The organism is Nocardioides sp. (assembly GCF_047607185.1).
Classification (GTDB): Bacteria; Actinomycetota; Actinomycetes; order Propionibacteriales; family Nocardioidaceae; genus Nocardioides.
The window spans coordinates 23,327-48,804 of the sequence record NZ_JASGDQ010000060.1 but is presented as its reverse complement, the minus strand read 5'-3'; the positions used below and the strand labels follow the sequence as shown (position 1 = coordinate 48,804).

Here is a 25,478-nt window from a genome sequence, read left to right as displayed (position 1 = left end):
GGATTTCGTCAGCGTCGGCGGCTCTGGCAAGATGCTCTGTCGAGTCCTGCGCGGACGGCCCCTCTCACCATCCGTCGCAGCGTCCGCCGAGGAGCCAGCGCCGGTGTTCCCCACCTGGTCGCGAAGCCTCTCACCCATTTAGGAAAAGGAACACCACAGACGTGGCCGTCAAGATCCGTTTGAAGCGCCTGGGCAAGATCCGGGTGCCGCAGTACCGCATCGTCGTCGTCGACTCGCGCAAGAAGCGCGACGGTCGGGTGCTCGAGGAGATCGGCAAGTACCACCCCAAGGAGGACCCGTCCTATATCGACGTCGTCTCCGACCGGGCGCAGTACTGGCTCGGTGTCGGCGCGCAGCCGACCGAGGCCGTCGAGGCGATCTTGAAGATCACCGGCGACTGGCAGAAGTTCAAGGGCCTCCCGGGCGCCGAGGGCACGCTGAAGACCGCCGCGCCCAAGCCCGACAAGGTCGAGATCTTCAACAAGGCGCTGGCCGAGGCCCACTCCGAGCCCCGGGCCGAGGCCGTCACCAAGAAGGCCGCCGCCAAGAAGGCGGAGCCGAAGGTCGAGGAGAAGGCCGACGAGCCCGCTGCCGAGGCCACCGCTGAGCCTGCCGACGAGGCTGAGGCGCCGGCGTGAACATGCTCGCCGAGGCACTGGAGCACCTGGTGCGCGGGGTGGTCGACCACCCCGACGACGTCACGGTCAAGGACGCCAAGGTCCGTGGCCTGCCGGTCCTCCAGGTCCGGGTTCACCCCGACGACCTCGGCAAGGTGATCGGGCGCAACGGTCGTACCGCGACGGCGTTCCGCACGGTCATCGCGGCACTGGGCGGCAAGAAGGGTCCGAAGGTCGACTTCGTCGACACCGACCGGGCCGAGCGCCGCCGCTGACGCCAAGCAGAACGACGGCCGCCACCTCGAATCAGGTGGCGGCCGTCGGCGATTCCGGGTGGTGGTCGAGCGCCGGGGCCCGTTGGTCTCCCCGGCCGACCGGGGTAACCGCGTAGGGTCGTCGGCCCTCGGCATGGCAAGGGAGAATGTCCTGGTGGAGTCCATCGAGGTTCTCATCGGCCGCATCGGCAAGCCGCACGGCGTCCGCGGCCATGTCACCGTCGACGTGCGCACCGACGAGCCGGAGCGGCGCTTCGCCGACGGCGCGGTGCTGCGCGCCGAGCCGCCCCGTGGCTCGGCCTTCCCGCACCGGCAGCTGACCGTCACGAGCAGTCGCTGGCACCAGGGCGTCCTCCACCTGCTGCTCGAGGAGCTGACCGGCCGCGACGCCGCCGAGTCGGCCCGCGGCGTGCTGCTCTACGCCGAGCTGGCCGCCGACGCGACCCCCGAGGACCCCGACGAGTTCTACGACCACCAGCTGGTCGGGCTGGCCGCCTACGACACCGACGGCGCCCGGCTCGGCGAGGTGACCGCGATCCTGCACGGCTCCGCCCAGGACCTGCTGAGCATCCGCACCACCGACGGCCGTGACGCGCTGGTGCCCTTCGTCAAGGCGCTGGTCCCCGACGTCGACCTGGCCGAGGGGAAGGTCGTCATCGCCGACCGGCCGGGACTGGTGCGACCGGCATGAGGTTGGACTACCTGACGATCTTCCCCGACTATCTCGCCCCGCTCGGTCTGAGCCTGCCCGGCAAGGCCGCCCAGGACGGCCTGATCGAGGTCCACGTCCACGACCTGCGGACCTGGACCCACGACCGCCACCGCACCGTCGACGACACGCCGTACGGCGGCGGGGCCGGGATGGTCATGAAGCCGGAGCCGTTCGGGGAGGCGTTCGACGCGCTCGCCGTCGCCGAGGACACCGTGGTCGTCTTCACCACCCCCTCCGGCGCGCCGTTCACCCGGCAGGTGGCCCACGAGCTGGCCGGCAACAGCCGGATCGTGTTCGCCTGCGGTCGCTACGAGGGCATCGACCAGCGGGTGATCGAGCACGCCCGGGAGCGGGCCGAGGTCCGCGAGCTGAGCCTGGGCGACTACGTCCTCAACGGCGGCGAGGTGGCCGCGCTGGCGATCACCGAGGCCGTGGTCCGGCTGCTGCCCGGCTTCATGGGCAACGCCGAGTCGCTCGTCGAGGAGTCGCATGAGGATGGCCTGCTGGAATACCCCGTCTACACCAAGCCGGCGACCTGGCGCGGGTACGACGTCCCAGCGGTGCTGCTCTCCGGCGACCACGGCAGGATCGCTGGCTGGCGCCACCAGCAGCGACTGACCCGCACCGCCGAGCGGCGCCCCGACCTGCTGCCCGCCGCGGCCGCCGCCACCGACTGGACCATCACCACCGCCACCCCCGGCGACACCGGCGAGCTGATGACGCTGATGCGGGCCTGCTGGGTGCAGGAGGCGATCACCAACGAGGCGCTGGACATCCCCGCGCTCCACGAGACCTACGACGAGGTACGACGGGCGATCGGGGAGTGGGACACCTACCTGGTGCGCGAGGCCGGCCGGCTGGTCGGCGCGGTGCGTGGCCGGGCCGGCACAGCGCCGGACGGCTCGACGGGCACCTGGTGGGAGATCGGCCGGCTCTGCGTCGCTCCCGACCTGCAGAGCCGCGGCCTGGGCCGGGTGCTGCTCGACCACATCCAGGCCGTCGCCCCGGCCGGCGTGACGACGTACTGGCTCTTCACCGGCGCCCGCTCGGAGCGCAACCAGCGCTTCTACCGGAAGGCCGGCTTCCGGCGCCGCGGCGACATCGCCTCCCCAACCGGCACCGTGACGCTCGCCAAGCCGGCTCGGAGCGGGATGTAACAGGCCCTGGGCATCCTGTTACAACGACGAAACATCTCCTGCTCACAACCGAAATGCCACGCCGGAAGTCTGCGGGCAATGCGGTGATCTCGGACGCCGCGCGGCCCAATCCCGAGACTCAGTGAGGAACTGAATGTCTGTCGAACTGTCGTGGCAACTTCTGTGTGCCGCCCTGGTGCTGTTCATGACGCCAGGGCTCGCCTTCTTCTACGGCGGCCTGGTCAAGTCCAAGTCCGTCGTCTCGATGATGATGCTGAGCTTCGGCTCGATCGCGGTCGTCGCCATCCTCTACGTCCTCTACGGCGGCACCGGCATCGCCGGCAACGGCACCAGCGGGGGCAGCAAGCTCTTCGGCAACCCGTTCGAGGACTTCGCGATGACCGACCTGGTCAAGAGCGCCGGCAGCGGTGACGCGAGCAACCTCTTCGGCGCTCACGCCTTCCTCGTCGCCTTCTGCATCATCACCGTGGCGCTGGTCTCCGGCGCCGTCGCCGACCGCGCCCGCTTCTGGCCCTGGATGCTCTTCGCGGCGCTGTTCGCGACCTTCGTCGTCTTCCCGACCTTCCGCTGGATCTGGGGCATCGACGCCGACGGCAACTTCTACGGCTGGCTCGCCAACGACGTCTGGGGTCTGGGGCAGGGCGCCCTCGACTGGGCCGGCGGAACCGTGATCCACCAGTCGGCAGGTGCCGCCGCCCTGGCTCTCGCGCTCGTTCTGGGCAAGCGCAAGGTCGGCTTCTCCAAGGAGGAGTCGGCTGCCCACAATGTGCCGCTGGTGCTCATCGGTGCCGCGATCCTGTGGTTCGGCTGGTACGGCTTCAACACCGGCGTCTTCGGCGCCGACGAGGGCCAGACCTCGCTGATCTTCCTCAACACGCTCGTCGCCCCGGCTGCCGCGCTGCTCGGCTGGATCGTCGTGGAGAAGTTCAAGGAAGGCAAGTCCACCGCGGTCGGCGCTGCCTCCGGCGTCGTCACCGGCCTGGTCGCGATCACCCCGGCCTGTGCCTTCGTGACCCCGCTCTGGGCGCTCATCCTGGGCCTGGTCTCCGGCGCCATCTGCGCCTTCTCCATCGAGCTCAAGTTCAAGCTCGGCTTCGACGACTCGCTCGACGTCGTCGGCATCCACCTGGTCGCCGGCTTCGTCGGCTGCGTGTGGATCGGGCTGTTCGGCTCCGAGACGCTGACCGGCGGCAGCCTCTTCTTCGGTGGTGCCGGCAAGCTTCTCGCCGCGCAGATCCTGTCCTCGCTGACGGTCATCGTGTTCTCGTTCGTGGTCAGCTACATCTTCGCCACCGTGATCGAGAAGACGATCGGCTTCCGCGCCAAGGAGGAGGACGAGATCGCCGGCATCGACCTGGTGTTGCACGAGCCGGGCTACGACACCGTCTGATCCGACGGATCGCTCTCACAGGGCCCGCCCCGGTTCGCCGGGGCGGGCCCTTCCGTATGGTCTAGATGATCCGGGCATCGATCATCTAGGCCATCCGCCGGCTGGCCGCTTGGATGCGGCTGCTGAGGTCCTCGATCTCGGCGAGCAGCGCCGGCGCCAGCCAGACCGGCGCCCGCCGCGACCTCGGCGCCGGTCTCATCACCCGGGCAGCCACCAAGACGTCGATCGCCGACGCCGCGGCGGCGGACTCGACGCCGACCCGCTCGGCCACCAGCTCGACGTTGACGATCGGCTCCTCGGCGAGCAGGTCCAGCAGCCGGTAGACCGGCGTACCCGGCAGGGGGCCACCGGCGGCTTTCTGCCAGCCGGCGCGGATCGCGACGATGTGCTCCGCGGTACGCCACGACTCGGCGGTGGCGATGCTGGTCGAGGTCGCCAGCATGGCCACGATCGTCCGCGCCCGGCCGCGGCGGTAGTCGCTCAGCGCGGCGAAGTAGCGGTCGCGGTCGGAGATCAGCGCCGAGGCGATCGGCACCGTCAGATGGCGGGCGGCGCGCCGGCGCCGCAGCACGGCATGGATCAGCGCCCGGCCGATCCGGCCATTGCCGTCGACGAAGGGGTGGATCGACTCGAACTGCGCGTGCACGATCGCCGCCTGCGGCAGGATCGGGAGGTCGTCGCGGTTGGCGAAGGCGAACAGGTCGTCCAGGTAGCCCGGCACCGTCTCCGGCGGTGGGGGCACGTGCAGTGCGCCGATGGGGGAGTAGTCGCTGCCGCCCACCCAGTTCTGCACGGTGCGGAACCGGCCCGCCCGGTGCGCCTCGTCGGGGTTGCGACGGAACAGCTCCCGGTGGGCCGCCAGGACGGCCTCGGGCCGGATCCGGCGGGTGGCCTCGGCATCGCCGATCATCCGGGCCAGCGCGGTGGTGGCCGAGGCCATCGAGACCGCCGAGGCGTTGGCGCCGACGCCGAGCAGCGCGCGGCCGTAGTCGGCCAGGCTGGCCTCGACGTTCTCGATCTTCGAGGAGTCCACCGACTCGGTGCGCAACTGCAGGTGATTGAGCGCGGCCATGGTCCGGCCGTGCACCAGATCGAGATGGCGCAGGTCGCCGGCGCTGGCGGCCGTCATCGCGGCGAGCGGCCGCTCCATCGGGTAGTCGAGATCGGCGAGGTACGGCGGCAGCGAGACGGTGACCTCGCGCAGCAGCCGGTCCGCCCGCGGCCCACGGGGGATGCGCTGCCGGTAGGGTCGCGCCTCGTAGCGGTGAGGCACCCAGTCGGTCTCGGTCACGACGAGATCCTCTCAGGCGGGCGCTCGGATTTCCGGCGTACTCCTCGACTGTGGCAGACTCATCCCTTGGTCCAGTCGGCCGAAGGCACGCCCCGAAGATCACACCCGGAGGTGCCGCGTCGGGCTCCTGCCACAGGGGGAACCGTACGCCGCCGGCCAGATGCCTGGATCACAACAGCTGAACAGACTGCATCCCCTTGAGAGCACGGCTGACCTGTGGCAACCGTGAGGAGAGATCATGAGCAACCTGCTGGCCGAGATCGGCAACGGCATCAAGCGCGACGACGTCCCTGACTTCCGCGCCGGCGACACCGTCAAGGTCCACGTCAAGGTCGTCGAGGGCAACCGCTCCCGCGTCCAGGTCTTCCAGGGCGTCGTCATCCGGGTCCACGGCTCCGGCATCGGCCGCACCTTCACCGTCCGCAAGGTCTCCTTCGGCGTCGGCGTCGAGCGCACCTTCCCGCTGCACTCCCCGATCTTCGAGCAGATCGAGGTCGTCAGCCGCGGTGACGTCCGCCGCGCCAAGCTCTACTACCTGCGCAACCTGCGCGGCAAGGCTGCCAAGATCAAGGAGCGCCGCGAGGCGTGAGAGCGGCGCGGGACGCACTCGCTCTTCCCTCTAGACTCACCGCGTGACTTCTCAAGACCGCGACCTCCCCCTTGTCGACAGCGAAGGGGAGGGGTCGCGGTCTTCGTCTTCCTCGAAGAAGAAGGGCAAGAAGCAGCTGCCGGTCTGGCAGGAGACCGTCCTGCTGCTGGCCGGGGCCCTGGTGCTCGCGATCGTCATCAAGGCGTTCCTGCTGCAGGCGTTCTACATCCCGTCGGAGTCGATGGAGCCGGGCCTGGTCAAGAACGACCGGATCCTGGTCCAGAAGCCGTCGTACTGGTTCGGGGAGCCGCAACGCGGCGACGTCGTGGTGTTCAAGGACCCGGGCGGCTGGCTGTCGGCGGCGGAGTCGGCCGAGCCGTCCAACCCGATCACCCAGGCGATGACCAAGATCGGCCTGTACCCCTCCGGTGGGCACCTGGTCAAGCGCGTCATCGGCGTTCCGGGAGACGTCATCGAGTGTTGCGACGCGCAGGGCCGGATCCTGGTCAACGGCGTCGCCGTCGACGAGACCGACTACGCCCGTCCGGCCGCCACCGGCTGCGGACCGGGCGCCTCGGGCAGCTGCTTCGGGCCGATGCCCGGTGTCGCCCACTGGACCGCCGGCCCGGTGCCCGACGGGATGCTCTTCGTGATGGGCGACAACCGCGCCCACTCCGCCGACTCCTCCTTCCACATGTGCACCGAGGCCGAGACCGACTGCTCCGAGGTGCCCTGGGTGCCCGAGGACCTGGTCGTCGGCAAGGTCATGGCGCTGGTGTGGCCGTTCGGCAAGGCGCGCTTCGAGGATCGCCCGGACGCCTGGGAGGCGGTTCCGAACTCGTGACCGCGGCGCCGACGCTCCGCTTCGAGCGCGCCTTGCTGCGCGGGGGAGCGACCCGGCTCGCCGCGGTCGACGAGGTGGGTCGCGGCGCGCTGTCCGGTCCCGTCACGATCGGCATGGTGGTGGTCACCGCCGAGACCCGTACGGCGCCCCAGGGGGTCCGCGACAGCAAGCTGCTCACCCCGCAGGCGCGGGAGCGGCTGGTGCCCCGGATCAGGCGCTGGGCGGTGTGCTGGTCGGTCGGTCACGCCTCGCCCACCGAGATCGACGCCTTCGGCATCATCCCGGCGCTGCGGCTGGCCGGCCACCGGGCGCTGGCCGGACTCTCGGCGCCACCCGATCTGGTCCTGCTGGACGGCAACCACGACTACCTCACGCCTCCCGAGCAGGACGGCCCCCCGGCTGAGCGACACAGCGGCGATCCTGACCTGCTGGCCGACGTACCTCCCGTGCTGACCCGGGTCAAGGCCGACCTGACCTGCGCCGCCGTCGCCGCCGCGAGCATCCTGGCCAAGACCACCCGCGACGCGCTGATGACGAGTCTCCACGACCAGCATCCCGAGTACGGCTGGGCCGAGAACAAGGGCTACTCCGCGCCGGCTCACATCGAGGCGCTCGCCAGGTACGGCGCCACGGCCCACCACCGGCGCTCCTGGAGCCTGCCGGGCCTGTCCGGGCTGTCCGGCGTGCCCGATGATGTCGCTGGCGCCGGCGGGTGGCCCGAGACCGTAGAGTCTGCGTCATGAGTGCGGAGGATCTCGAGAAGTACGAAACCGAGATGGAGCTGACGCTCTACCGGGAGTACCGCGACGTCGTCGGCATCTTCAAGTACGTCGTCGAGACCGACCGCCGCTTCTATCTCTGCAACCAGGTCGACGTGAAGGCCCGCACCGAGGGCGGCGACGTCTTCTTCGAGGTCTCCATGAGCGACTGCTGGGTCTGGGACATGTACCGCCCGGCCCGGTTCGCCAAGAACGTGAAGGTGCTGACCTTCAAGGACGTCAACGTCGAGGAGCTCAGCCCCGCCGAGATCGAGCCGCCCAAGTAGGTCGCGACGGACCCGGCCTACTCGATCAGGCGCACCGGGTCGCCGCTGATGCTGGCGGTCCAGGTGGTGGTGTCGTTGGGAACCGAGCCGGAGAAGTCGAGCTCGACCCGCCACCAGCAGCCGCCGGGCTCGGTTGAGGTGCAGGTGTAGGTCGGCGGGATCGGTATCCTGATCTCGACGTAGGACCCGTCCCAGCCGCTGGTGTTCTTGACATTCGTGATCGAGCAGGTCGAGGCGCTCGTGGGCGACGCGGAGGGCACCCCGACGAACGTGCAGTCCGATGCCGTGCTCAGCCCGCTGTCGAGCGGCGGCAGGATCTGGATGGTGCCCGCGGAGCTCGCGTCGCCGAGGTCGTAGAACCCGACCACCAGCGACTTGGTGGCCGCTGCGGGGATCACCCGGGCGAGGTTGAAGATGGCGCCGCCGGTGCCGTTGTAGTTGACGTAGAGTGACATCCGCTGCCGCCCGGCGATGGAGATCGTGCCGGCGGCGGTGCTCTTGAGGCGGATGGCGAACCGGTTGTTGCCGCTTCCCTGGACGCTGGTGTCGTCGGTGGTCTGCTGCCAGACCGCGTCGTTGCCGGAGTAGATGCCGGTGGCGGTGTCCACGGACCCGCCCAGGGCCACGTTGGTGCGGATCTGCAGGTAGTAGTCGCCCGCCGTGGTCGGGCGGAAGGTGCACAGGTCCACCCATTGCCGGAACGAACTGGCGAGCTTGGCGTCGTAGCTGGAGGCACCCTCCTTGAGAGGCCCCGTTGCGACCTGGGCGTCCTTCTTCCAGCTCGGGAACTGCTTGACGCAGTGGGCGCCGGAGGTGTCGCTGGCGACGCTCGACTGCTTGGGGTCGTAGCTCGCCGTGGGCAGCCGCAGCGCGAAGGAGGTGATGATGTCCTGTGCGGCGATGTCGGAGTTCTCGTTGTCGCCGGTGCAGAAGCTGCTGGTGCTGCCCGAGGCGTAGCGGGTGAGCCCGTCGGCGCGGACGAAGGGGTTCATGTTGTCGGCCAGCGCGACTCCGGTGGTGGTCGCAGGTCCGGTGCACTTGTCCCCGACGTGGGCGAATACCGGGTCGAAGAGCTGAATGGTGATGTCGGTGCCCACGGCGTCGGCGGTCACCGGGATGACGTAGAAGTAGCCCTGGGGGTCGAAGTCGGCGTTGGCGCTGGTGCCGGAGGTGGTGCATGCGCCGGTGACCGCCGCGTAGCCACCTTGGCAGCGGGTCATCACCTGGTCGCCGTTGCTCTTGTTCGTGTTCGGCCCAGCGATCGCCGCCCAGAACTGCGGTGTCCGAGAGCAGGAGGCGCCGCCGGCCGGTGCCACGATGACCGAGGAGTCGTCCACCAGCCCGGTGCTGGTCGTGCCGGCGGGCTCGTTGCCGAAGGCATTGCAGGGACTGCCCATCGGCGTGACCCCGGTGAAGTCCGAGGTGGCGGAGCGGGTGATCGCGGCGTGGCTCACGCCGAACGAGCTGCCGAAGGTGTTCCCGATCTTGCTCGTCAAGGTGACCTTGAGCTGGCTGGTCAGCGTGCCCGGCTCGATCGTGGCCGAAAGGTCTGTGCCCGTTGCCGTGCACTCGTTGCTGGCACAGGTGGGAGCGTCGAGATCGTAGCCGTTCATGTTGAGCACCGTGACGGCTGCTGCGGCGGCATCTGTCAGGTGATCGGGCATGAACGGCACCCCGGCAAGAGCTGCCGCGTCGACCGCCTTCTGCACGCGCTCGCCCTCGACCGACCATTGCGCGGTGTCGACGGAGATGGCGCACAAGGCCATCAGTGAGGCGGAGATGAAGACCGCCACCATAATCGTGACGTACCCGCGCTCGTCGCGCCGTGACTTGAGATTCATGGATGCTGTCCCGCTGCTGTCCCGCCGGTGCCGCAGATCGACTCGGCCAGCGGCTCGAAGGTGAAGACCGCATGGTCGCTGATCGGGACTTTGGAGCCCACCAGGCCCGTGAAGAACTGGTGGTCGGCCTCCATATAGACGCCAACGCGGTCCGGGTCCCCGGCGCAGGCGTAGATGGAGGTCGAGGCCCAACTTCCCTTCACATAGCCGAAGACTTCTGCGGTGTCCGACCACATGTACTCGACACAGTTGCTGCTACAACTCCAGTCGGTGTTTCCGTCATCGCCGGGGTAGCCCAAGTCGTTGGCCTTGTAGATCCACAGCTTGGTGATCGATTCCTTCGGCAACGCCGCGCCGGCACGTTGAATGGCGGCGGCCGCGGTGACGGCCAGCATTGGCGCGCTTTCCGGGGTGCAGGGGCTGGCACAAAGCCCGCTCGCGTCGGCGCCCGCCGGTCCGAGACCGGCATTCGCCGACGCCATCCGACCGCCGGCGCGCACGAGCGAGGTGAGGGCGACGTCGTCCTTCAGCAGGAAGGCCATCTCGATGATGCCGAAGATCGCCAGCAGCACGACCGGGGTCACCAAGGCGGCCTCGATGGCCACGGCTCCGCGTGAGGATCTGCCGGACCTACGTGCCCGTCGGCTCATCGAAGACCTCCTTGGCCGCAGAGGGCATCACCGGCATCGCCGAACGAGAGCACGGCGTTGTTCCGGATGCCGGTAGGCCGCAGCAGCGGGGTGGCGAAGAAGCTGTGCTCGGCGCGCAGGTAGACGCCCACCTCGTCGCCCGCCGCGGGACAGTCGGTCGAGGGCCAGTCGGTCGAGGGCCAGGAGCCGGAGACGAGGTCGAAGCGGTGTGTCGAGCTGTTCCAATCGAACCGCAAGCAGTCGGCCGCGCACGTCCAGGACCGGTTGTCGTCACCCTCTCGGGGGGCACAGCCGGCGTCGTCCTCGGCCGCAGTGCAGGGATAGCCGCCCTGGTTGGGGCGATAGACCCACAGTTCGGCGATGGTGCCCTTCGGGATGGCGCTCTTGGCCTCGGCGACTGCGTCGGCGGCGTACCGCGCGAAGCCTGGAGCCTCGTCGTCGGCGGCGTAGGCGTCGGCATGGGCCGCGGCGGCCCTGACGCCCTGCTCGGCCAGCGACTCGAGGGCGGCGTTGTCGCGCATCAGCGAGGCCATCTCGATGATGCCGAAGACGATGAGCAGGAGCAGGGGCGTGACCAAGGCGGCCTCGGTCGCGACGGCGCCCCGCGAGTGCTTGCGCGGCTCGCTCCGCGAGCTCAAGCGCGGCCGCTGTCGCATGGCCTGTGCTCCCTCCCCGGGAAGATGCGTAGGGGCCGAAAGTAGGGGACCGAGCCGCGGGTTGTCAGACCTATCTCTCAGGTCTGTCCTGTCGGGGGGTGCCATATAGGCCATTTGGACTACACAGCTCCGGGACATCCGCGAGATATCCACAGGGACTTCGGGCCGGGGTCCCGAATGTCGGCGGGCCGGCCCATGCTGCCTGAGAAGCCCATCGGCACGATAGGAGAGATCTCACGATGACAACCACAGCGGCTGCGCGGACGGCACTCGGGCGTTACGGCGAGGAGATCGCGGCCCGGCATCTGACGGGCCGGGGAATGGTGATCCTCGACCGCAACTGGCGCTGCGACGAGGGCGAGCTGGACCTCGTCCTGCGCGACGGCGACACCTTGGTGGTGTGCGAGGTGAAGACGCGCAGCAGCCCCGTTGGGGGTACGCCGCACGAAGCGATCAGCCCCGCGAAGCTGGACCGGCTCCGACGACTCGCCGAGCGATGGCGGGCCGAGCGCGGGCTCGGAGTCGCCGGCGTACGGGTCGATCTCGTCGCGGTGCTGCGGCTCGTGAAGGGACCGGCTCTGGTCGACCACGTCAAGGGGCTGGTCTGATGGCGTTCGCGCAGACCCACTCAGTGGCCCTGCAGGGCGCGGTCGGCCATCTGATCGACGTGCAGGCCGACGTCTCCCAGGGCGTCGTCGGCACTACCCTGGTGGGACGCGCCGACGCCAGTCTCAACGAGGGCCGGGACCGGGTCCGGATGGCGATCACCAACAGCGGGCTGGAGTGGCCGGCGACCAGGCGCATCACCGTGCTGCTCGCGCCGGCGGACCTGCCGAAGGCCGGCACCCACTACGACCTCGCGATCGCGGTGGCGGTGCTCGCGGCCGCCGACGCCGTCCCCGCCCGGGCGCTGGCTCGCACCGCCCTGATCGGCGAGCTCAGCCTCGACGGTGGGCTGCGCCCGGTCCTCGGGGTGCTGCCGATGGTGCTCGCCGCCTCCCGCCGCGGCGTCGACCGGGTCGTCGTGCCGGAGCCCCACGTGGCGGAGGCGTCGCTGGTCCCAGGGATCGAGGTGATCGGTCCGAGGTCGCTGGCGCAGACCGTCGCGATGCTGCGCGGCGACCTTCCGCCGGAGGCACCGCCGGTGCCCGAGCTGTCGCGTGGCTCCTATCTCCGCTGGCGCGGCGCGGCTCGTCTCGACGAGGTCGACATGGCCGACCTGGTCGGCCTCGACGAGGCGAAGTTCGCTGTCGAGGTGGCTGCCGCGGGTGGGCACCATCTTCTGCTCACCGGCGCCAAGGGGTGTGGCAAGACCAGCCTCGCCGAGCGGATCCCCGGCATCCTGCCCGACCTGGACACCGACGAGGCCATCGAGCTGACGACGCTGCACTCGCTGGCAGGCAGCCTCGACCCGACCGGGGGCCTGATCCGCCGACCGCCGTACTCCGCACCGCACCACGACGCCAGCAAGGCCAGCCTGGTCGGCGGAGGCAGCGGCCGGGTCCGTCCCGGCCAGGTGTCGATGGCACACGGCGGCGTGCTCTTCCTCGACGAGTTCGCGCTGTTCCGCACCGATGTCATCGATGCGCTGCGCGAGCCTCTGGAGAACGGCGACATCACCATCGCCCGTGGAGAGGAAGTGGTGACGCTGCCGGCGCGGGCGATGGTGGTGTTGGCCTCCAACCCGTGCCCGTGCGGCAACGCCGGCGCCAGGGTCGGCCGACCGTGTGAGTGCCGGCCCATGGAGATCAGGGAGTACAACCGTCGGGTTCGGGGCCCGATCTCGGACCGCATCGACATCACCCGGGTGCTGCAGCCACCCTCGCCACAGCACTACGACGACTTCACCGGACGTGACGCCACCGCACGGATCCGCGCCAAGGTGACTGCCGCCCGGGCCGTCCAGGCGGAGAGGTACGCCGGACGCGATTGGCGTCTCAACGGCCAGGCGCCCGGCGCCGAGCTGCGCGACCGCTGGCCGCTCACGCTCGACGGCGCGCACCAGGTCAACCTCGCGGTCCTGGCCGGTCAGCTGAGTCGGCGCGGCGCCGTCCGGGTGCATCGGCTGGCTTGGACTGTCGCCGATCTGCTCGGCGTCGAGCGTCCCGGCGTGCCCGAGGTGATGACCGCTCTCGACCTCAGACTGGGGCGCTCTCTCCCGGAGTCGCTGATGCGACGGTGGGCGGCATGAGTGAGCTTGCGAGCGAATCGTGGGCGTCGTGCCGGCCCCGAGCGCAGCGAGGGGGCAGTGCATGAGTGACGACGCCGAGCGGCTGGCCCGCCTCACCCTCAACCTGGTCTTCGAGCCGGGCGACCCGCGCGCATGGACGCTGGTCGACGAGCTGGGAGCCGAGGAGCTGCTGGCCCGGCTGCGCGCTGACCGAGAGGCCGCCGAGGTGGTCACCGCCGCGGGCCCGCGGCTGGCCACGGTCCGACCTGAGCGAGTGCTGGCAGGAGCGGCCAAGCTCGGCATCCGATTCGTCGTCCCGGGGGATGGTGAGTGGCCGGCCGGGCTGGACGACCTGCGCGGTGCCGGCTCCCTGGCCGAGCGCAGCGGCCCGCCGTTCGGCCTCTGGGTCCGGGGCGCGCCTCTCGACCGGTTGGATCGCGTGGTGGCGGTGGTGGGCAGCCGGGCCGCGACGCAGTACGGCGTCGACACCGCCGCCGGTATCGCTGCCGAGGTCGCCCGGGTCGGCTGGGTGGTCGTCTCCGGAGGCGCCTACGGGATCGACCAGGCGGCCCATCGCGGTGCGCTCGCGGTCCGCGGGCTGACGATCGCGGTGCTCGCCAATGGGCTCGACCGCTGCTACCCACCCGGCAGCAACGCGCTGATGGACGCCATCGCCGAGGACGGCGCCGTCGTCTCCGAGCTGGCTCCCGGGTGTGCCCCTTCCCGGATCCGCTTCCTGGCCCGCAACCGTCTCATCGCGGCGCTCGCCCGCGGGACGGTGGTCGTCGAGGCGGCGTCGCGGTCCGGCGCACTCAACACCGCCAACTGGACCGGTCGGCTGCACCGGCCCGTGCTCGGTGTGCCTGGCCCGGTGACCAGCGCCCGCTCCGAGGGCGTCCACGAACTGGTCCGCAGCGGCGCGGCGGGCCTGGTCACCTCCGGGGAGGAGGTGCTGGAGGCGGTCGCCCGGCCGGGGGAGCACCTGATCACCCCGAAGCGGGCGCCGCAACGACGCCGCGACCGGCTCACCATCCGTCAACAACAGGTCCTCGATGCGGTCCCGATCGGGGTCCCGGCGCCGACCGGCGATATCGCTCGCACCGCGGGGCTCGGCATCGTCGAGACCCGGCGTGGTCTGGACCAGCTGGAGCAGGCGGGGCTGGTGGTCTACCTCGACACCGGCTGGCGGCTGACGCCCCTCGCCCGCGCCGGATGACGCCCCCGGCCGGTAGACCGCTCTACACTCAAGCCTGTGACAGATGTGACTCCTGAGGCGATGCCGGAGTCCTTCGCGCGGCTGCTCGGCGACTACGAGCGCCATCTGCGCTCCGAGCGCGACCTCACCGATCACAGCGTGCGCGCCTACCTCGGCGACATTGCCGGGCTGCTCGACCATGCCGGCCGGCTCGGCCTCACCGAGATCACCGACCTCGACCTGCGGACGCTGCGCAGTTGGCTCGCCAAGCAGCAGACCATGGGGCGCGCACGCACCACCCTCGCCCGGCGTGCCACGGCGGCGCGGGTCTTCACCGCCTGGCTTGCTCGCACCGGCCGCACCGCGACCGACATGGGCGCGGGCCTCGGCTCACCCAGGGCGCACCGCACCCTCCCGCCGGTGCTACGGGTCGACGAGGCCGACACCCTCATCCAGGCGGCCGCCGAGCTCGCCGACGACGGGTCGCCGATCGGCCTGCGCGATGTCGCGATGCTGGAGCTGCTGTACGCGACGGGCATCCGGGTCGGCGAGTTGGTCGGTCTCGACATCGACGACGTCGATCGTGACCGTCGCGTCGTCAGGGTGCTCGGCAAGGGCCGCAAGGAGCGAACCGTGCCCTACGGCGGACCGGCGGAGCGGGCGCTCGACGCCTGGCTGGTCCGCGGCCGGCCAGGACTGACCGGGGCAGCGAGCGGGCCGGCGCTCTTCCTCGGCGCCCGTGGCGGCCGCATCGACCAGCGTGCGGTCCGCACCCTGGTGCACCGGCGCATCGCCGACGTGCCCGGCGCTCCGGACATCGGCCCGCACGGCCTGCGCCACACCGCCGCCACCCATCTCCTCGAGGGCGGCGCCGACCTCCGCTCTGTCCAGGAGCTGCTCGGCCACGCCTCGCTGGCGACGACCCAGCTCTACACGCACGTCAGCAGCGACCGACTTCGACGCGCCTACCGTCAGGCCCACCCCCGCGCCTGACGACTCTCGGGAATGCCGGGGCCACGACTGAGGGCTCCCGTGCCCCGACACGCCGTAGTCGCGGCGTGTCGCCCGGAATGACCCTCGGGGAATGGCCCTCGAAGCGAGGCCTCCGCGAGACGTCTCACCGCTCGAGGATGAGGCGCAGCTTCTGCAACGGCGCCAGCCAGCGGGCGTACGACGGGCGGAGAGGGGCCCGAGTGTCGGCGGGCACGCCGGAGAGCCCACCGGTGCTCGGCGCTGCCGGCTCGTCGCGCCACAGCGGCAGCAGCCGGACCGGCCGGGGCCCGAAGAGAGTGAGCGGGTCCAGATAGACGTCATCGGCGTTGCGGATGAGCCCGAGATGCAGGCAGGCGGCCGGCAGACAGTGAGATCCGGCGAGATCGAGGCTGCCGAGCCGCTGGCCGGCGGCGACGGGATCGCCGACCGCCACCGTCGCCGACACCGGCTCGTAGGTGGTCCGAGTGGCGCCGTGGTCGACGACGACCACGCCACGTCCGGCCAGCGGGCCGGCGAAGCTCACCGTGCCCGGCAGCGCCGCCAGCACCGGCTGGCCGACCCGGCCGAGCAGGTCCACGCCGCGATGCCCCGCCAGCCACGGCCGATCGGGCGGGTCGAACCCCCGGACCACGCTCGGCGTGGGGGAGAGCGGCCACACGCCCTCCTGAGCCGGCTCCCCGGCAGCCCCGGACACCGGGCCGGGAGCCAGCACGAGCCCGGTGAGCAGGATGACGAGCAGACGGCCGGGGAGCCGGCTCAGGAGGGCGGTGACGAGAGTTATGAGACCCATGACCAATCACCTCCCCCGTGCAGGGGCGCGCCAACCTGACGACGTACCGCCTGTGGAGAAGTCGCGCGCGAGGTGCGCCTGTGGACAGAATTCGGCCCGGCGACCCGCACTTCTGCCGACTACGCGCTCTGAGACCTGCACTTCTGCCGACTCGGCGATTGGTGTGGGGAGGTGTGGATGACTACGCTGGGGGAAGCAACCCGACCCCGGGTTGACTACGCGCGCCCACCGACCGCGACGTCTCTCCTCCGGAGAGCCGACCGCCCGCGGGCGCAGCCCCCAGTCCCACAGCGTTGGGTCGGGCTGCGTGTGAGCGCCAGGGCACGAACAGTGCAGGCAACTGGAAAAACAGGAGAACAACATCATGGCAGTCGTGACCATGCGCCAGCTCCTCGAGAGCGGCGTCCACTTCGGGCACCAGACCCGTCGCTGGAACCCGAAGATGAAGCGCTTCATCCTCACCGAGCGCAACGGCACCTACGTCATCGACCTGCAGCAGTCGCTGCAGTACATCGACCGTAGCTACGCCTTCATCAAGGAGACCGTCGCCAAGGGCGGCGTCATCCTCTTCGTCGGCACCAAGAAGCAGGCCCAGGAGGCCATCGCCGAGCAGGCGACCCGCGTCGGTATGCCCTACGTCAACCAGCGCTGGCTGGGCGGAATGCTTACCAACTTCTCCACCGTGCACCAGCGGATCAACCGCCTCAAGGAGCTCGAGGAGATCAACTTCGACGACGTCGCCGGCTCCGGCCGCACCAAGAAGGAGCTCCTCCAGCTCAAGCGCGAGAAGGACAAGCTGGAGAAGACCCTCGGCGGTCTGCGCGACCTCGGTCGCACCCCGGCCGCTGTCTGGATCGTCGACACCAAGAAGGAGCACCTCGCCGTCGAGGAGGCCCGCAAGCTCAAGATCCCGGTCATCGGCATCCTGGACACCAACTGCGACCCCGACGAGGTCGACTTCCCGATCCCGGGCAACGACGACGCGATCCGCGCCGTCGGCCTGCTGACCCGCGTGGTCGCCGACGCCGTCGCCGACGGCCTGATCGCCCGCTCCGGCGCCAAGTCGGGCGAGGGCGCCGAGGCCGGTGGCGCCGAGGCCGAGCCGCTGGCGGAGTGGGAGCGCGAGCTGCTCGAGACCAGCAGCGCCGAGGCCCCGGTGACCGAGACCCCGGCGACCGAGGCTCCGGTGACCGAGGCTCCGGCGGAGGCCACCGCGCCGAGCGCCGAGGCGAGCACGGACACGAGCGCCGAAGCGAGCACGGAGGCCGCCGCCGAGGACAGCACCGAGGCCGCCGCCGAGGAGGCCCCGGCGGTCGAGGCCCCGGCCCAGGCCTGAGTTCCCGCCCACCGACGCACCGAAGGAAGACACATGGCTTACACCGCTGCCGACGTCAAGAAGCTCCGTGAGCTGACGCAGGCCGGCATGATGGACTGCAAGAAGGCGCTCGACGAGACCGACGGCGACTTCGACAAGGCCGTCGAGCTGCTCCGCGTCAAGGGCGCCGCCAAGGCCGCCGCCCGCGCTGCCGAGCGTGAGGCCTCCGCGGGCCTCGTGGCCGCCTCGGGCAACGCCCTGATCAGCCTCAAGGCCGAGACCGACTTCGTCGCCAAGAACCAGGCGTTCATCGACGCCGCCAACGCGATCGCCAAGGCCGCCGACGAGCACAAGGTCGGCGACGTCGAGGCCCTCAAGGCCGTCTCCCTCGGCACCACCACGGTCGGTGAGACCGTCGAGGAGCTCGCCCGCACCATCGGCGAGAAGATCGAGCTCGGCCAGGTCGCCTACTTCGACGGCACCACCACCGTCTACCTCCACAAGAAGGCCTCCGACCTGCCGCCGACCCTGGGGGTCCTCGTCGAGTACGACGGCGAGGAGGCTGCCGCCAAGCAGGCCGCCCAGCAGGCCGCCGCCCTCAAGGCGCAGTTCCTCACCTCCGACGAGGTCCCCGCGGACGTCGTCGCCAAGGAGAAGGACGTGCTCACCAAGAAGACGCTGGAGGAGGGCAAGCCCGAGGCTGCCGTCGCCAAGATCGTCGAGGGCCGCATCGGCGCCTTCTTCAAGGAGATCGTGCTGCTCGACCAGGAGTCGGTCTTCGAGCCGAAGAAGTCGGTCAAGCAGGTGCTCGACGCCGCCAACACGACGGTTAAGCGGTTCGCCCGCTTCGAGGTCGGAGCCTGACGCGCTCGGCACGCACCCTGGCTGCGTTGTCGGCCCTCGACGGCCCGCTTCGCTCCAAGGCCGCCTTCGGGTCTCCGTCTTGCCAGGGCACGCACCGAACACGTCAGAAACCCGATAGGTTCTGACTCATGATGAAGGCCGGTTCGACGAGATTCGTCGGACCGGCCTTCACACATCACGACAGGGAGGCAACGGCGTGACGGCGTACCAGCGAGTGCTGCTCAAGCTCTCCGGTGAGGTCTTCGGCGGCGGCGAGGTCGGCCTCGACCTCGACGTGATCAACCGGATCGCCGGCGAGGTCGCCGAGGTGGCCAAGTCCGGGGTACAGGTCGCCATCGTGGTCGGCGGCGGCAACTTCTTCCGAGGCGCCGAGCTGCAGCAGCGCGGCATGGAGCGCGCCCGCGCCGACTACATGGGGATGCTCGGCACGGTGATGAACTGCCTGGCGCTGCAGGACCTGATCGAGAAGCACGGCGTCGAGACCCGGGTGCAGACTGCCATCACGATGGGCCAGGTCGCCGAGCCCTACATCCCCCGGCGGGCGATCCGCCACATGGAGAAGGGTCGCGTTGTCATCTTCGGCGCCGGTGCCGGGATGCCGTTCTTCTCCACCGACACCGTGGCCGCGCAGCGGGCCCTGGAGACCCGCTGCCAGGTCATCCTGATGGGAAAGCAAGGCGTCGACGGGGTCTACGACTCCGATCCCAAGACCAACCCGGACGCGGTCATGTTCGACACGCTGAGCTACGACGACTACCTCACCCGCGACCTCAAGGTCGCCGACGCGACCGGCATCAGCATGGCGCGCGACAACAAGATGGACATGGTCTTCTTCAACCTCTCCACCCCCGGCAACATCGGTCGCGTCGTGCAGGGTGAGAAGATTGGCACGCTCGTCAGCGCCAGCTGACGACGTAGGAACGACACAGGAGCATTGCGGTGATCAACGACATCCTCAACGAGGCCGACGACAAGATGGGCAAGTCCGTCGAGGCGACCCGTGAGGAGTTCGCGACCATCCGAGCCGGCCGGGTGACGCCGTCGGTCTTCAACAAGCTGCTCGTCGACTACTACGGCTCGCCGACGCCGATCCAGCAGCTGGCGACCTTCACCAGCCCCGAGCCTCGGGTCATCACCATCGCGCCGTTCGACATCTCCTCCATGCCCAACATCGAGAAGGCCATCCGCGACTCCGACCTCGGCGTCAACCCGTCCAACGACGGCAAGGTGCTCCGCGCGGTGTTCCCGGAGCTGACCGAGGAGCGGCGCAAGGACTACATCAAGCAGGCCCGCGAGAAGGCCGAGGGCGGCCGCGTCGCGGTGCGCCAGGTGCGGCAGAAGGCCAAGCAGAGCCTGGAGCGACTCGAGAAGGACGGCGAGGTCGGCAAGGACGACGTCACCGGCGCCGAGAAGCGACTCGATGCCCTCACCAAGAAGCACACCGACGTCATCGACGACCTTCTCAAGCACAAGGAAGCCGAGCTGCTCGAGGTCTGACCTCGCCTCTCCCCATGACCGACAACCAAGCGGCCGCCGCGCCGAAGCAGGACCACGGCCGGGCCGGCCGCGATCTCAAGGCGGCGATCATCTCGGCGGTCGTCATCCTCGCGGCCGTGGCCCTCTCGCTGCTGCTGTGGAAGACGGCGTTCATGCTGATCGTCGCCGTCGCCGTCGTACTCGCGGTGTGGGAGCTGCACAAGGGCCTGCTCGCCAAGGGCATCGACGTGCCCGAGCAGCCGCTGATGGCCGGCGGCGTCGTGATGGTGCTGGTCGCCTACCTCTGGGGCACCGACGCCCTGGTGACCGCCACCGCCGTCACCGCCCTGGTGACCATGCTCTGGCTGCTGCGCCGCGGCGTCGACGGCTACGTCAAGAACGCCACCGCCTCGGTCTTCACCCTCGTCTACCTGCCGTTCCTCGGCTCCTTCGTCGCGCTCATGCTCGCCGAGGGCGGCGACTGGAGGCAGACCGGCATCGACGACGGCGTCAAGGGCATCATCACCTTCGTCCTGGTCACCATCGCCTCCGACATCGGCGGCTACCACGCCGGCGTGCTGTTCGGGAAGCACAAGATGGCCCCGGTCATCTCGCCGAAGAAGACCTGGGAGGGCTTCGCCGGCTCGGTGCTCTTCACCATCGTCGCCGGCGTGCTCCTGGTCGTCCTGCTGCTCGACGGCGACTGGTGGGTCGGGGTCGCCCTCGGCGCGATCGCGGTGGTCATGGCCACGCTCGGCGACCTGTGCGAGTCGGTCATCAAGCGTGACCTCGGTGTCAAGGACATGAGCCAGATCATCCCCGGCCACGGCGGCATCATGGACCGGCTCGACTCGCTGCTCGCTACCATCGCCCCGATCTGGCTGCTGCTCCACTACGCGGTCTTCTAGTCGCTTCGCGCTGTCCAGCGCGCTTTCGGCGCCGCCGAGGCGTAGAGTCGGTCACCGACAGCGTTCCTCAACGACGAGGAGTACGACGTGAAGCCGGCCCTCTCCCATACCGCCGTGGTCAGTCCCGGTGCCGACCACGGCCCCGATTGGTGGCACCGCGAGCACCCGGTCTTCACCCCGCTGACCGGCTTCTTCTCCGGCCTGGCCTTCGTGCTGCTGGTGCCGGCCCTCTTCGCCGGCCTGCTTGAGGCGACGCTGCCGCGCCACACCGTGCAGGACCTGTTCCCGCTGGTGCTGCTGGCGCTGGTCGTGCCGATCGCGCTGGTCGCCCGGCACCACAGCCGCCGCTTCGGCCTCTACTTCGCGCTCGGCATGGCGGCCACCGCCGTCGTGGTCCTCGGCGTCGGCTGGGTCGTGCTCCAGATCATGGTCGCCATCTCCTAGTAGGCTGTCGCGGCTAATTCGCTGCTATCGCGGCGCCCGGGCACGCACCTCGCGGCGTTGCCGACGCTCGACAGGCCACCAGCCTGCCTTCGCGCCGGCACCTTGCGAGGCACGCACCCGGACACCGCGCTACCACGCGCTTTAGCCGCGACAGCCTACTAGTCCACCCACACCACGATCCCGGTGATGCTGTGGAGCACCGCCGCCACGCCGGCCCGCACGGCACGGCCGATCCGCTCGGGAGTGAAGGACGTCGGATCGTAGGAGTCCGGCTTCCCCAGGCCCTCGCCTCGAAATGCCGCGCCGGTCCAGTCCGCGGCGGTGACGTTCTCGGTGGGCTCCGCGATCTCGGCCCCCACGATGAGGAACTCGGTCTCCAGGTTGCTGGCCGTCACCAGCGCCATCGGATCGACCAGTCCGTCGCCGACGCTGATGACGAGGTCGGGCTCGGCGTCGATCGCGCCCTGGATCTGTACGACGTACCCGTCGTGCTCGGTGACCACGAACTCGGTCACCTCGGCCTCGACCGACTCCGCCCAGGAGGTGACCCCGGCGCGGAGTGCCGTCGTTTCGGCGCTGGTGGTCGACGAGACCCCGTCGACCACCAGCGCGACCCGGTAGCCCGGCTTGGGGCGCATGTCCTCCCAGGAGCCCGGCGAGGGCGTCAGAGTGGCCTCCGGCGTCGGCGGGTCGCTCGGGTTCCAGAAGCCCGGCTTGAGTGAGCCCTCCGCCTGCGGCACCGGGACGAAGCCGGGGTGCGGGTCGTCGTCGCCGAGCAGACCACAGCCGGCCGAGACGAGCGCGGTGAGGGCCACCGCTGGAAGGGCCGAGAGGACGCGGCGGCGGAAGGACACGAGGTAGTTGTACCCGACCGGTCGACCGCGATCACGGCACGGCCGGGTGCCTACGTGGCCGGTTCGGCTGGTGTTGGGCGGGTGTTCGTCCTTCGTTCAGACCATCACGAAACTCTGCGCCCGACCACCCCACACAGGAGATGCGATGTTCTCGCTCGACTGGTGCCGGAAGGCCGGCGCCGCCCTGCTCGCCGCTGCGGCTCTCACCCCCCCTCCTCATGACCTGCCAGCCGGCTCAGGCACACGGCTTCACCACCGTCACCTATGTCGACGTCACGGCCCCGCGGGCCGACCACGTCAGGGCCGAGCTCGGCCTCGAGTACGACCTGATGCTGGTCTCGGTGGCTGACACCCAGGGCGACGACCCGTTCTACCAGCAGGGCCAGCCCGCCTGGGAGGACGCCGACTATCCGGGCATGGAGCAGGCGATCGCCGACCATCGGGACTCGCTGCTGGCCTATGTCACCCAGCGGTTCAGCGTGACGTACGGCGGGCACGACTGCACCGCGACGCTCGAGCCGGACCTCTCGGTCGCGCTCAACCAGGACCAGGGCGTCCCCTACGCGACGATCACGCTCGACTACGCCTGCCCGCACGACGAGGACGCCGAGGTGCTGCGCCAGGGCCATGTCATCGGCTCCTCACTGTTCCCCGACTCCGAGGGCTACGTCCGGGACGCGAAGACCATCGTCACCTACGAGCTGGACGACCGCACCGGCAGCGCAGCCCTGGACGCGAGCAACGAGTCCTTCTCGACCAAGCAGTCCTGGGAGCGGCGGTTCTGGGAGTTCTACCGGCTCGGTGTCGAGCACCTGCTCACCGGTCTCGACCACCTGCTCTTCCTGACCGCGCTCATCGTCGGCTCCCGCCGGCTGCGCGAGGTGGTGCTGGCCGCCTCGATGTTCACCCTGGCGCACTCCACCACGCTGGTGCTGGCCGCCTTCGGCCTCGTCCACGTCTCCTCCGGGATCGTCGAGCCGCTGATCGCGCTCTCCATCGCGGCGACGGCGGCCTGGTACCTCTGGCTGCTGTGGCGACGACGCGACCGCGTGCTCGACCTGGACACGACCAGCACCAGCCACTTCGCGCTCGACCGGGCGGGCTGGTCGCGGCTGGCGGTGGTGTTCTGCTTCGGGCTGGTGCACGGACTGGGCTTCGCCGGGGCGCTGGGCATCGACTACGCCTGGTCGTGGTCGCTGCTGTGGTCGCTGGTCGTCTTCAACGTCGGCATCGAGACCGTGCAGCTGGCCTTGATCGCGGTGGTGTTCCCGATCCTGGTGCTGCTGCGTCGTACCGCGCCCGGGCTCGCCAGATGGCTGACCGGCCTGGTCGCCGTCGGGGTGTCGATCGCGGGACTGGTCTGGTTCTTCCAGCGCATCCTCGGCTGAGAAAGTGTTGAGAATCGAGCGGCCGTAGCGTCGCGTGCGGTTTGCCGAGGGTTCACCGACCTCGGGGAGGTTCGGGGAGACCAGTTCTTCCATGGTGCACTCGGTGAAGGGACCTTCATGAAGTTGAACAAGTTGCCGGCGATGCGCCGGGCCATCGCCCTCGGCGCCGGCGCTGCGACCGTGGCCGCCGGTCTGACCGTCTTCGGGCTGACGCAGGCCAACGCTGCTGGCGATGAGCCGATCGACGTCATCCTCGGCGTCGGCGCCACGCAGACCGACAAGGTCATCTCGTGGTATTTCCCGTCGGGCGCTGCCCAGCAGCTCCAGATCTCGAAGGGGGCGACCTTCGAGGAGACCACCGCGAAGAAGATCGCGGCGACCACGACAGCCAACACCATCGCCGACACTTCCGACGTCGACTCCCGCAAGAACGACGACGGGTCGACCGCCTCGCCGACCAAGCAAGAGGGCTACTACAACTCGCACGTCGAGTTGCACAACCTCGAGGTCGGCGCGACCTACACCTACCGGGTGGGCGCCACCGACGGCACCGCCTGGTCCGACACCTACACCTTCTCCACCGGCACCGCGAGCCCGGACTTCAAGTTCGCCTTCTTCGGCGACCCGCAGATCGGCTCCTCGGGCTACTCCCACAACGACGGCCAGGGCTGGGCGCAGACGCTGAAGTACCTCGCCGATCACGACGGCGATACCGAGTTGCTCGTCTCGGGCGGTGACCAGGTCGAGTCGGCCAACAACGAGTGGGACTGGCGCAACTGGGCCGACCCGGACGCCGATCCGGCCAGCGAACTGGCCGAGGCCGCCACCATCAGCCCGGTGCTCAAGGAGTACACCTGGGCGCCGACCATCGGCAACCACGAGGGTAGCTGGACCGTCAACGGATCGGGTGCCGCGGCCGGTCGTGCCTACCACCAGCACTTCTTCCCGCCGAACCTCGACAGCGACTCGGCGTTCTTCAACGGTGACCCGACGCTGCGTCCCGGCGGCGACTACTGGTTCAAGTACAAGGAGGTGCTGTTCATCGACCTGAACTCCAACGCCTACGACAACGGCTCGGACGCCGCCCACGTCGCCTACGTCTCCGACGTCATCAAGAACTACGGCGCGGGCACCAAGTGGCAGGTGCTGGTCTACCACCACGCGATCTACTCGCCCGCCGACCACGCCAACGACGCCGACAACAAGCAGCGCGCCGCCGACTTCACCACGGAGTTCTCCAACCTCGGCGTCGATCTGGTGCTGCAGGGCCACGACCACGCCTACTCCCGCAGCTATGAGTTGAAGAACGGCCAGAAGGCGAACTCGGCCGAGCAGCCCGGCGCCACCACCGTCGAGCCCGGCCCTGGCGGGGTCATCTACGTGACCGCCAACTCCGCCTCGGGCTCGAAGTTCTACGACCTGACCGTTCCGGACACCGCGGAGCGCTCGGACTATCCGGCCGACACCCAGTTCCCCGACGCCAAGAACGACGCCAACCAGGCCCGCCACTACGCCAACTCGGTGGAGAGCCAGCAGTACGTGCCGTCGTACATCAAGGTCGAGGTCAAGGGCACCGACCTGGTCGTCACCGACCTGTCGACCGGCACCTGCGCCGACCTGACCAACTCCGCGGTCCGCTACAACAAGTCGGGCCAGCGGACGAAGGCCGATGGCACCACCTACGGCGACACCGAGCTGTGTGCTCTGGGCGACCAGCGGCCGGCGTACGCCTCCGAGAAGGACCACCTGCAGACGCCAGGTGCCGTCATCGACAACTTCACCCTGATCGGGCCGAAGGCGCCGGTCGTCACCCCGCCGGCCGTCGACAAGGCCGCCCAGATCAAGGCGCAGATCAAGAAGATCAAGGCCAAGATCAAGAAGGCCAAGAAGAAGCACCACACCGCGAAGGTGAAGAAGCTCCGGAAGAAGGTCAAGAAGCTGAAGAAGCAGCTCGAGAAGCTCTGACGCAGCACCTGGCAGGGCCCCGGAGTCTTTCGACTCCGGGGCCCTCGCC

General features: G+C 69.7%; 27 protein-coding genes and 1 pseudogene. 22 read left to right on the top strand and 6 right to left on the bottom strand.

Translation table 11 applies throughout. The features are described 5' to 3' along the window. Nucleotides 1-161: 161 nt before the first annotated feature. The 6 genes and pseudogenes from rpsP (at nucleotide 162) to QM595_RS06385 (ending at nucleotide 4,151) form a co-directional block, all read left to right on the top strand. Nucleotides 162-638 carry a 30S ribosomal protein S16 gene (rpsP, locus tag QM595_RS06410; protein ID WP_415170699.1) on the top strand — a complete coding sequence of 159 codons (477 nt, stop codon included), beginning with the start codon at nucleotides 162-164 and terminating at the stop codon, nucleotides 636-638. A 2-nt stretch (nucleotides 639-640) separates the two neighbouring features. Beyond that, nucleotides 641-892 carry an RNA-binding protein gene (locus QM595_RS06405; protein ID WP_415170718.1) on the top strand — a complete coding sequence of 84 codons (252 nt, stop codon included), beginning with the start codon at nucleotides 641-643 and terminating at the stop codon, nucleotides 890-892. 154 nt (nucleotides 893-1,046) lie between these two features. Further along, entirely contained in the window at nucleotides 1,047-1,583 is a 537-nt protein-coding gene (gene rimM / locus QM595_RS06400; RefSeq protein ID WP_415170698.1) for a ribosome maturation factor RimM, read from the top strand. Beyond that, nucleotides 1,580-2,251 (top strand): annotated as a pseudogene (gene trmD, locus QM595_RS06395) (tRNA (guanosine(37)-N1)-methyltransferase TrmD); the annotation flags it as partial. The gene rimM and the pseudogene trmD, both read left to right, overlap by 4 nt. 69 nt (nucleotides 2,252-2,320) lie before the next feature. After that, nucleotides 2,321-2,761, top strand: coding sequence for a GNAT family N-acetyltransferase (locus QM595_RS06390; RefSeq protein ID WP_415170717.1), 441 nt, complete (start codon nucleotides 2,321-2,323; stop codon nucleotides 2,759-2,761). A 133-nt stretch (nucleotides 2,762-2,894) separates the two neighbouring features. After that, nucleotides 2,895-4,151: an ammonium transporter gene (locus QM595_RS06385; RefSeq protein ID WP_415170697.1), complete on the top strand. Its 1,257-nt coding sequence runs from the start codon at nucleotides 2,895-2,897 to the stop codon at nucleotides 4,149-4,151. 85 nt (nucleotides 4,152-4,236) lie between these two features. Here QM595_RS06385 and QM595_RS06380 read toward each other — a convergent pair whose 3' ends face one another. Next, nucleotides 4,237-5,442 (bottom strand): Fic family protein, encoded by a 1,206-nt coding sequence (locus QM595_RS06380; protein WP_415170696.1) that lies wholly within the window; start codon nucleotides 5,440-5,442, stop codon nucleotides 4,237-4,239. 238 nt (nucleotides 5,443-5,680) lie between these two features. Here QM595_RS06380 and rplS point away from each other — a divergent pair, with 238 nt between their 5' ends. From rplS to QM595_RS06360, 4 genes are read left to right on the top strand one after another with little or no spacing between them, the layout of a single operon-like run. Continuing rightward, nucleotides 5,681-6,031 (top strand): 50S ribosomal protein L19, encoded by a 351-nt coding sequence (gene rplS / locus QM595_RS06375; RefSeq protein ID WP_415170695.1) that lies wholly within the window; start codon nucleotides 5,681-5,683, stop codon nucleotides 6,029-6,031. A 43-nt stretch (nucleotides 6,032-6,074) separates the two neighbouring features. Next, complete coding sequence (gene lepB, locus QM595_RS06370) at nucleotides 6,075-6,875, top strand: signal peptidase I (RefSeq protein WP_415170694.1); 801 nt, start codon at nucleotides 6,075-6,077, stop codon at nucleotides 6,873-6,875. Then, entirely contained in the window at nucleotides 6,872-7,618 is a 747-nt protein-coding gene (locus QM595_RS06365) for a ribonuclease HII (protein WP_415170693.1), read from the top strand. The genes lepB and QM595_RS06365 overlap by 4 nt, the downstream gene beginning before the upstream one ends. After that, nucleotides 7,615-7,920 (top strand): DUF2469 domain-containing protein, encoded by a 306-nt coding sequence (locus QM595_RS06360; protein ID WP_415170692.1) that lies wholly within the window; start codon nucleotides 7,615-7,617, stop codon nucleotides 7,918-7,920. Before QM595_RS06365 ends, QM595_RS06360 begins: the two co-directional genes overlap by 4 nt. Before the next feature lie 17 nt (nucleotides 7,921-7,937). Here the strand turns inward: QM595_RS06360 and QM595_RS06355 are convergent, their stop codons facing one another. From QM595_RS06355 to QM595_RS06345, 3 genes are read right to left on the bottom strand one after another with little or no spacing between them, the layout of a single operon-like run. Further along, nucleotides 7,938-9,761, bottom strand: coding sequence for a hypothetical protein (locus tag QM595_RS06355; RefSeq protein WP_415170691.1), 1,824 nt, complete (start codon nucleotides 9,759-9,761; stop codon nucleotides 7,938-7,940). Further along, the gene (locus QM595_RS06350; RefSeq protein WP_415170690.1) at nucleotides 9,758-10,366 is read right to left on the bottom strand and encodes a TadE/TadG family type IV pilus assembly protein; all 609 of its coding nucleotides are present in this window, start codon (nucleotides 10,364-10,366) and stop codon (nucleotides 9,758-9,760) included. Before QM595_RS06350 ends, QM595_RS06355 begins: the two co-directional genes overlap by 4 nt. Before the next feature lie 41 nt (nucleotides 10,367-10,407). Continuing rightward, on the bottom strand, nucleotides 10,408-11,049 hold the full coding sequence (locus QM595_RS06345) for a TadE family protein (RefSeq protein ID WP_415170689.1): 642 nt from the start codon (nucleotides 11,047-11,049) through the stop codon (nucleotides 10,408-10,410). A gap of 257 nt (nucleotides 11,050-11,306) precedes the next feature. On the opposite strand from QM595_RS06345, the gene QM595_RS06340 reads away from it, so the two are divergent. From QM595_RS06340 to QM595_RS06325, 4 genes are all read left to right on the top strand, one after another. Further along, nucleotides 11,307-11,675: a YraN family protein gene (locus QM595_RS06340; RefSeq protein ID WP_415170688.1), complete on the top strand. Its 369-nt coding sequence runs from the start codon at nucleotides 11,307-11,309 to the stop codon at nucleotides 11,673-11,675. After that, complete coding sequence (locus tag QM595_RS06335) at nucleotides 11,675-13,258, top strand: YifB family Mg chelatase-like AAA ATPase (RefSeq protein ID WP_415170687.1); 1,584 nt, start codon at nucleotides 11,675-11,677, stop codon at nucleotides 13,256-13,258. Before QM595_RS06340 ends, QM595_RS06335 begins: the two co-directional genes overlap by 1 nt. A gap of 61 nt (nucleotides 13,259-13,319) precedes the next feature. Continuing rightward, on the top strand, nucleotides 13,320-14,453 hold the full coding sequence (gene dprA / locus QM595_RS06330) for a DNA-processing protein DprA (protein WP_415170686.1): 1,134 nt from the start codon (nucleotides 13,320-13,322) through the stop codon (nucleotides 14,451-14,453). 60 nt (nucleotides 14,454-14,513) lie between these two features. After that, nucleotides 14,514-15,425 carry a tyrosine recombinase XerC gene (locus QM595_RS06325; RefSeq protein ID WP_415170716.1) on the top strand — a complete coding sequence of 304 codons (912 nt, stop codon included), beginning with the start codon at nucleotides 14,514-14,516 and terminating at the stop codon, nucleotides 15,423-15,425. Nucleotides 15,426-15,549: 124 nt separating this feature from the next. Here QM595_RS06325 and QM595_RS06320 read toward each other — a convergent pair whose 3' ends face one another. Continuing rightward, complete coding sequence (locus tag QM595_RS06320) at nucleotides 15,550-16,215, bottom strand: M23 family metallopeptidase (protein WP_415170685.1); 666 nt, start codon at nucleotides 16,213-16,215, stop codon at nucleotides 15,550-15,552. A 364-nt stretch (nucleotides 16,216-16,579) separates the two neighbouring features. Here QM595_RS06320 and rpsB point away from each other — a divergent pair, with 364 nt between their 5' ends. The 6 genes from rpsB (at nucleotide 16,580) to QM595_RS06290 (ending at nucleotide 21,222) form a co-directional block, all read left to right on the top strand. After that, entirely contained in the window at nucleotides 16,580-17,551 is a 972-nt protein-coding gene (gene rpsB, locus QM595_RS06315; RefSeq protein WP_415170684.1) for a 30S ribosomal protein S2, read from the top strand. 33 nt (nucleotides 17,552-17,584) lie between these two features. Beyond that, a complete protein-coding gene (gene tsf / locus QM595_RS06310; protein ID WP_415170683.1) occupies nucleotides 17,585-18,394 on the top strand; it encodes a translation elongation factor Ts in 810 nt (269 codons plus the stop codon). Nucleotides 18,395-18,590: 196 nt separating this feature from the next. Beyond that, nucleotides 18,591-19,304, top strand: a complete 714-nt coding sequence (gene pyrH / locus QM595_RS06305) for a UMP kinase (RefSeq protein ID WP_415170682.1) — start codon at nucleotides 18,591-18,593, stop codon at nucleotides 19,302-19,304. A gap of 32 nt (nucleotides 19,305-19,336) precedes the next feature. Then, nucleotides 19,337-19,891: a ribosome recycling factor gene (gene frr, locus QM595_RS06300; RefSeq protein WP_415170715.1), complete on the top strand. Its 555-nt coding sequence runs from the start codon at nucleotides 19,337-19,339 to the stop codon at nucleotides 19,889-19,891. Nucleotides 19,892-19,905: 14 nt separating this feature from the next. Beyond that, entirely contained in the window at nucleotides 19,906-20,778 is an 873-nt protein-coding gene (locus QM595_RS06295; RefSeq protein WP_415170681.1) for a phosphatidate cytidylyltransferase, read from the top strand. Between the two features lie 87 nt (nucleotides 20,779-20,865). Continuing rightward, a complete protein-coding gene (locus tag QM595_RS06290; RefSeq protein WP_415170680.1) occupies nucleotides 20,866-21,222 on the top strand; it encodes a hypothetical protein in 357 nt (118 codons plus the stop codon). 158 nt (nucleotides 21,223-21,380) lie between these two features. Here the strand turns inward: QM595_RS06290 and QM595_RS06285 are convergent, their stop codons facing one another. Beyond that, on the bottom strand, nucleotides 21,381-22,076 hold the full coding sequence (locus QM595_RS06285; RefSeq protein ID WP_415170679.1) for a hypothetical protein: 696 nt from the start codon (nucleotides 22,074-22,076) through the stop codon (nucleotides 21,381-21,383). Between the two features lie 218 nt (nucleotides 22,077-22,294). Between QM595_RS06285 and QM595_RS06280 the strand changes: the two genes are divergently transcribed. Both QM595_RS06280 and QM595_RS06275 read left to right on the top strand, forming a co-directional pair. Next, a complete protein-coding gene (locus tag QM595_RS06280; RefSeq protein ID WP_415170678.1) occupies nucleotides 22,295-23,464 on the top strand; it encodes a HupE/UreJ family protein in 1,170 nt (389 codons plus the stop codon). A 117-nt stretch (nucleotides 23,465-23,581) separates the two neighbouring features. Beyond that, on the top strand, nucleotides 23,582-25,429 hold the full coding sequence (locus tag QM595_RS06275) for a fibronectin type III domain-containing protein (protein WP_415170677.1): 1,848 nt from the start codon (nucleotides 23,582-23,584) through the stop codon (nucleotides 25,427-25,429). The last annotated feature ends 49 nt before the right edge of the window (nucleotides 25,430-25,478 follow it).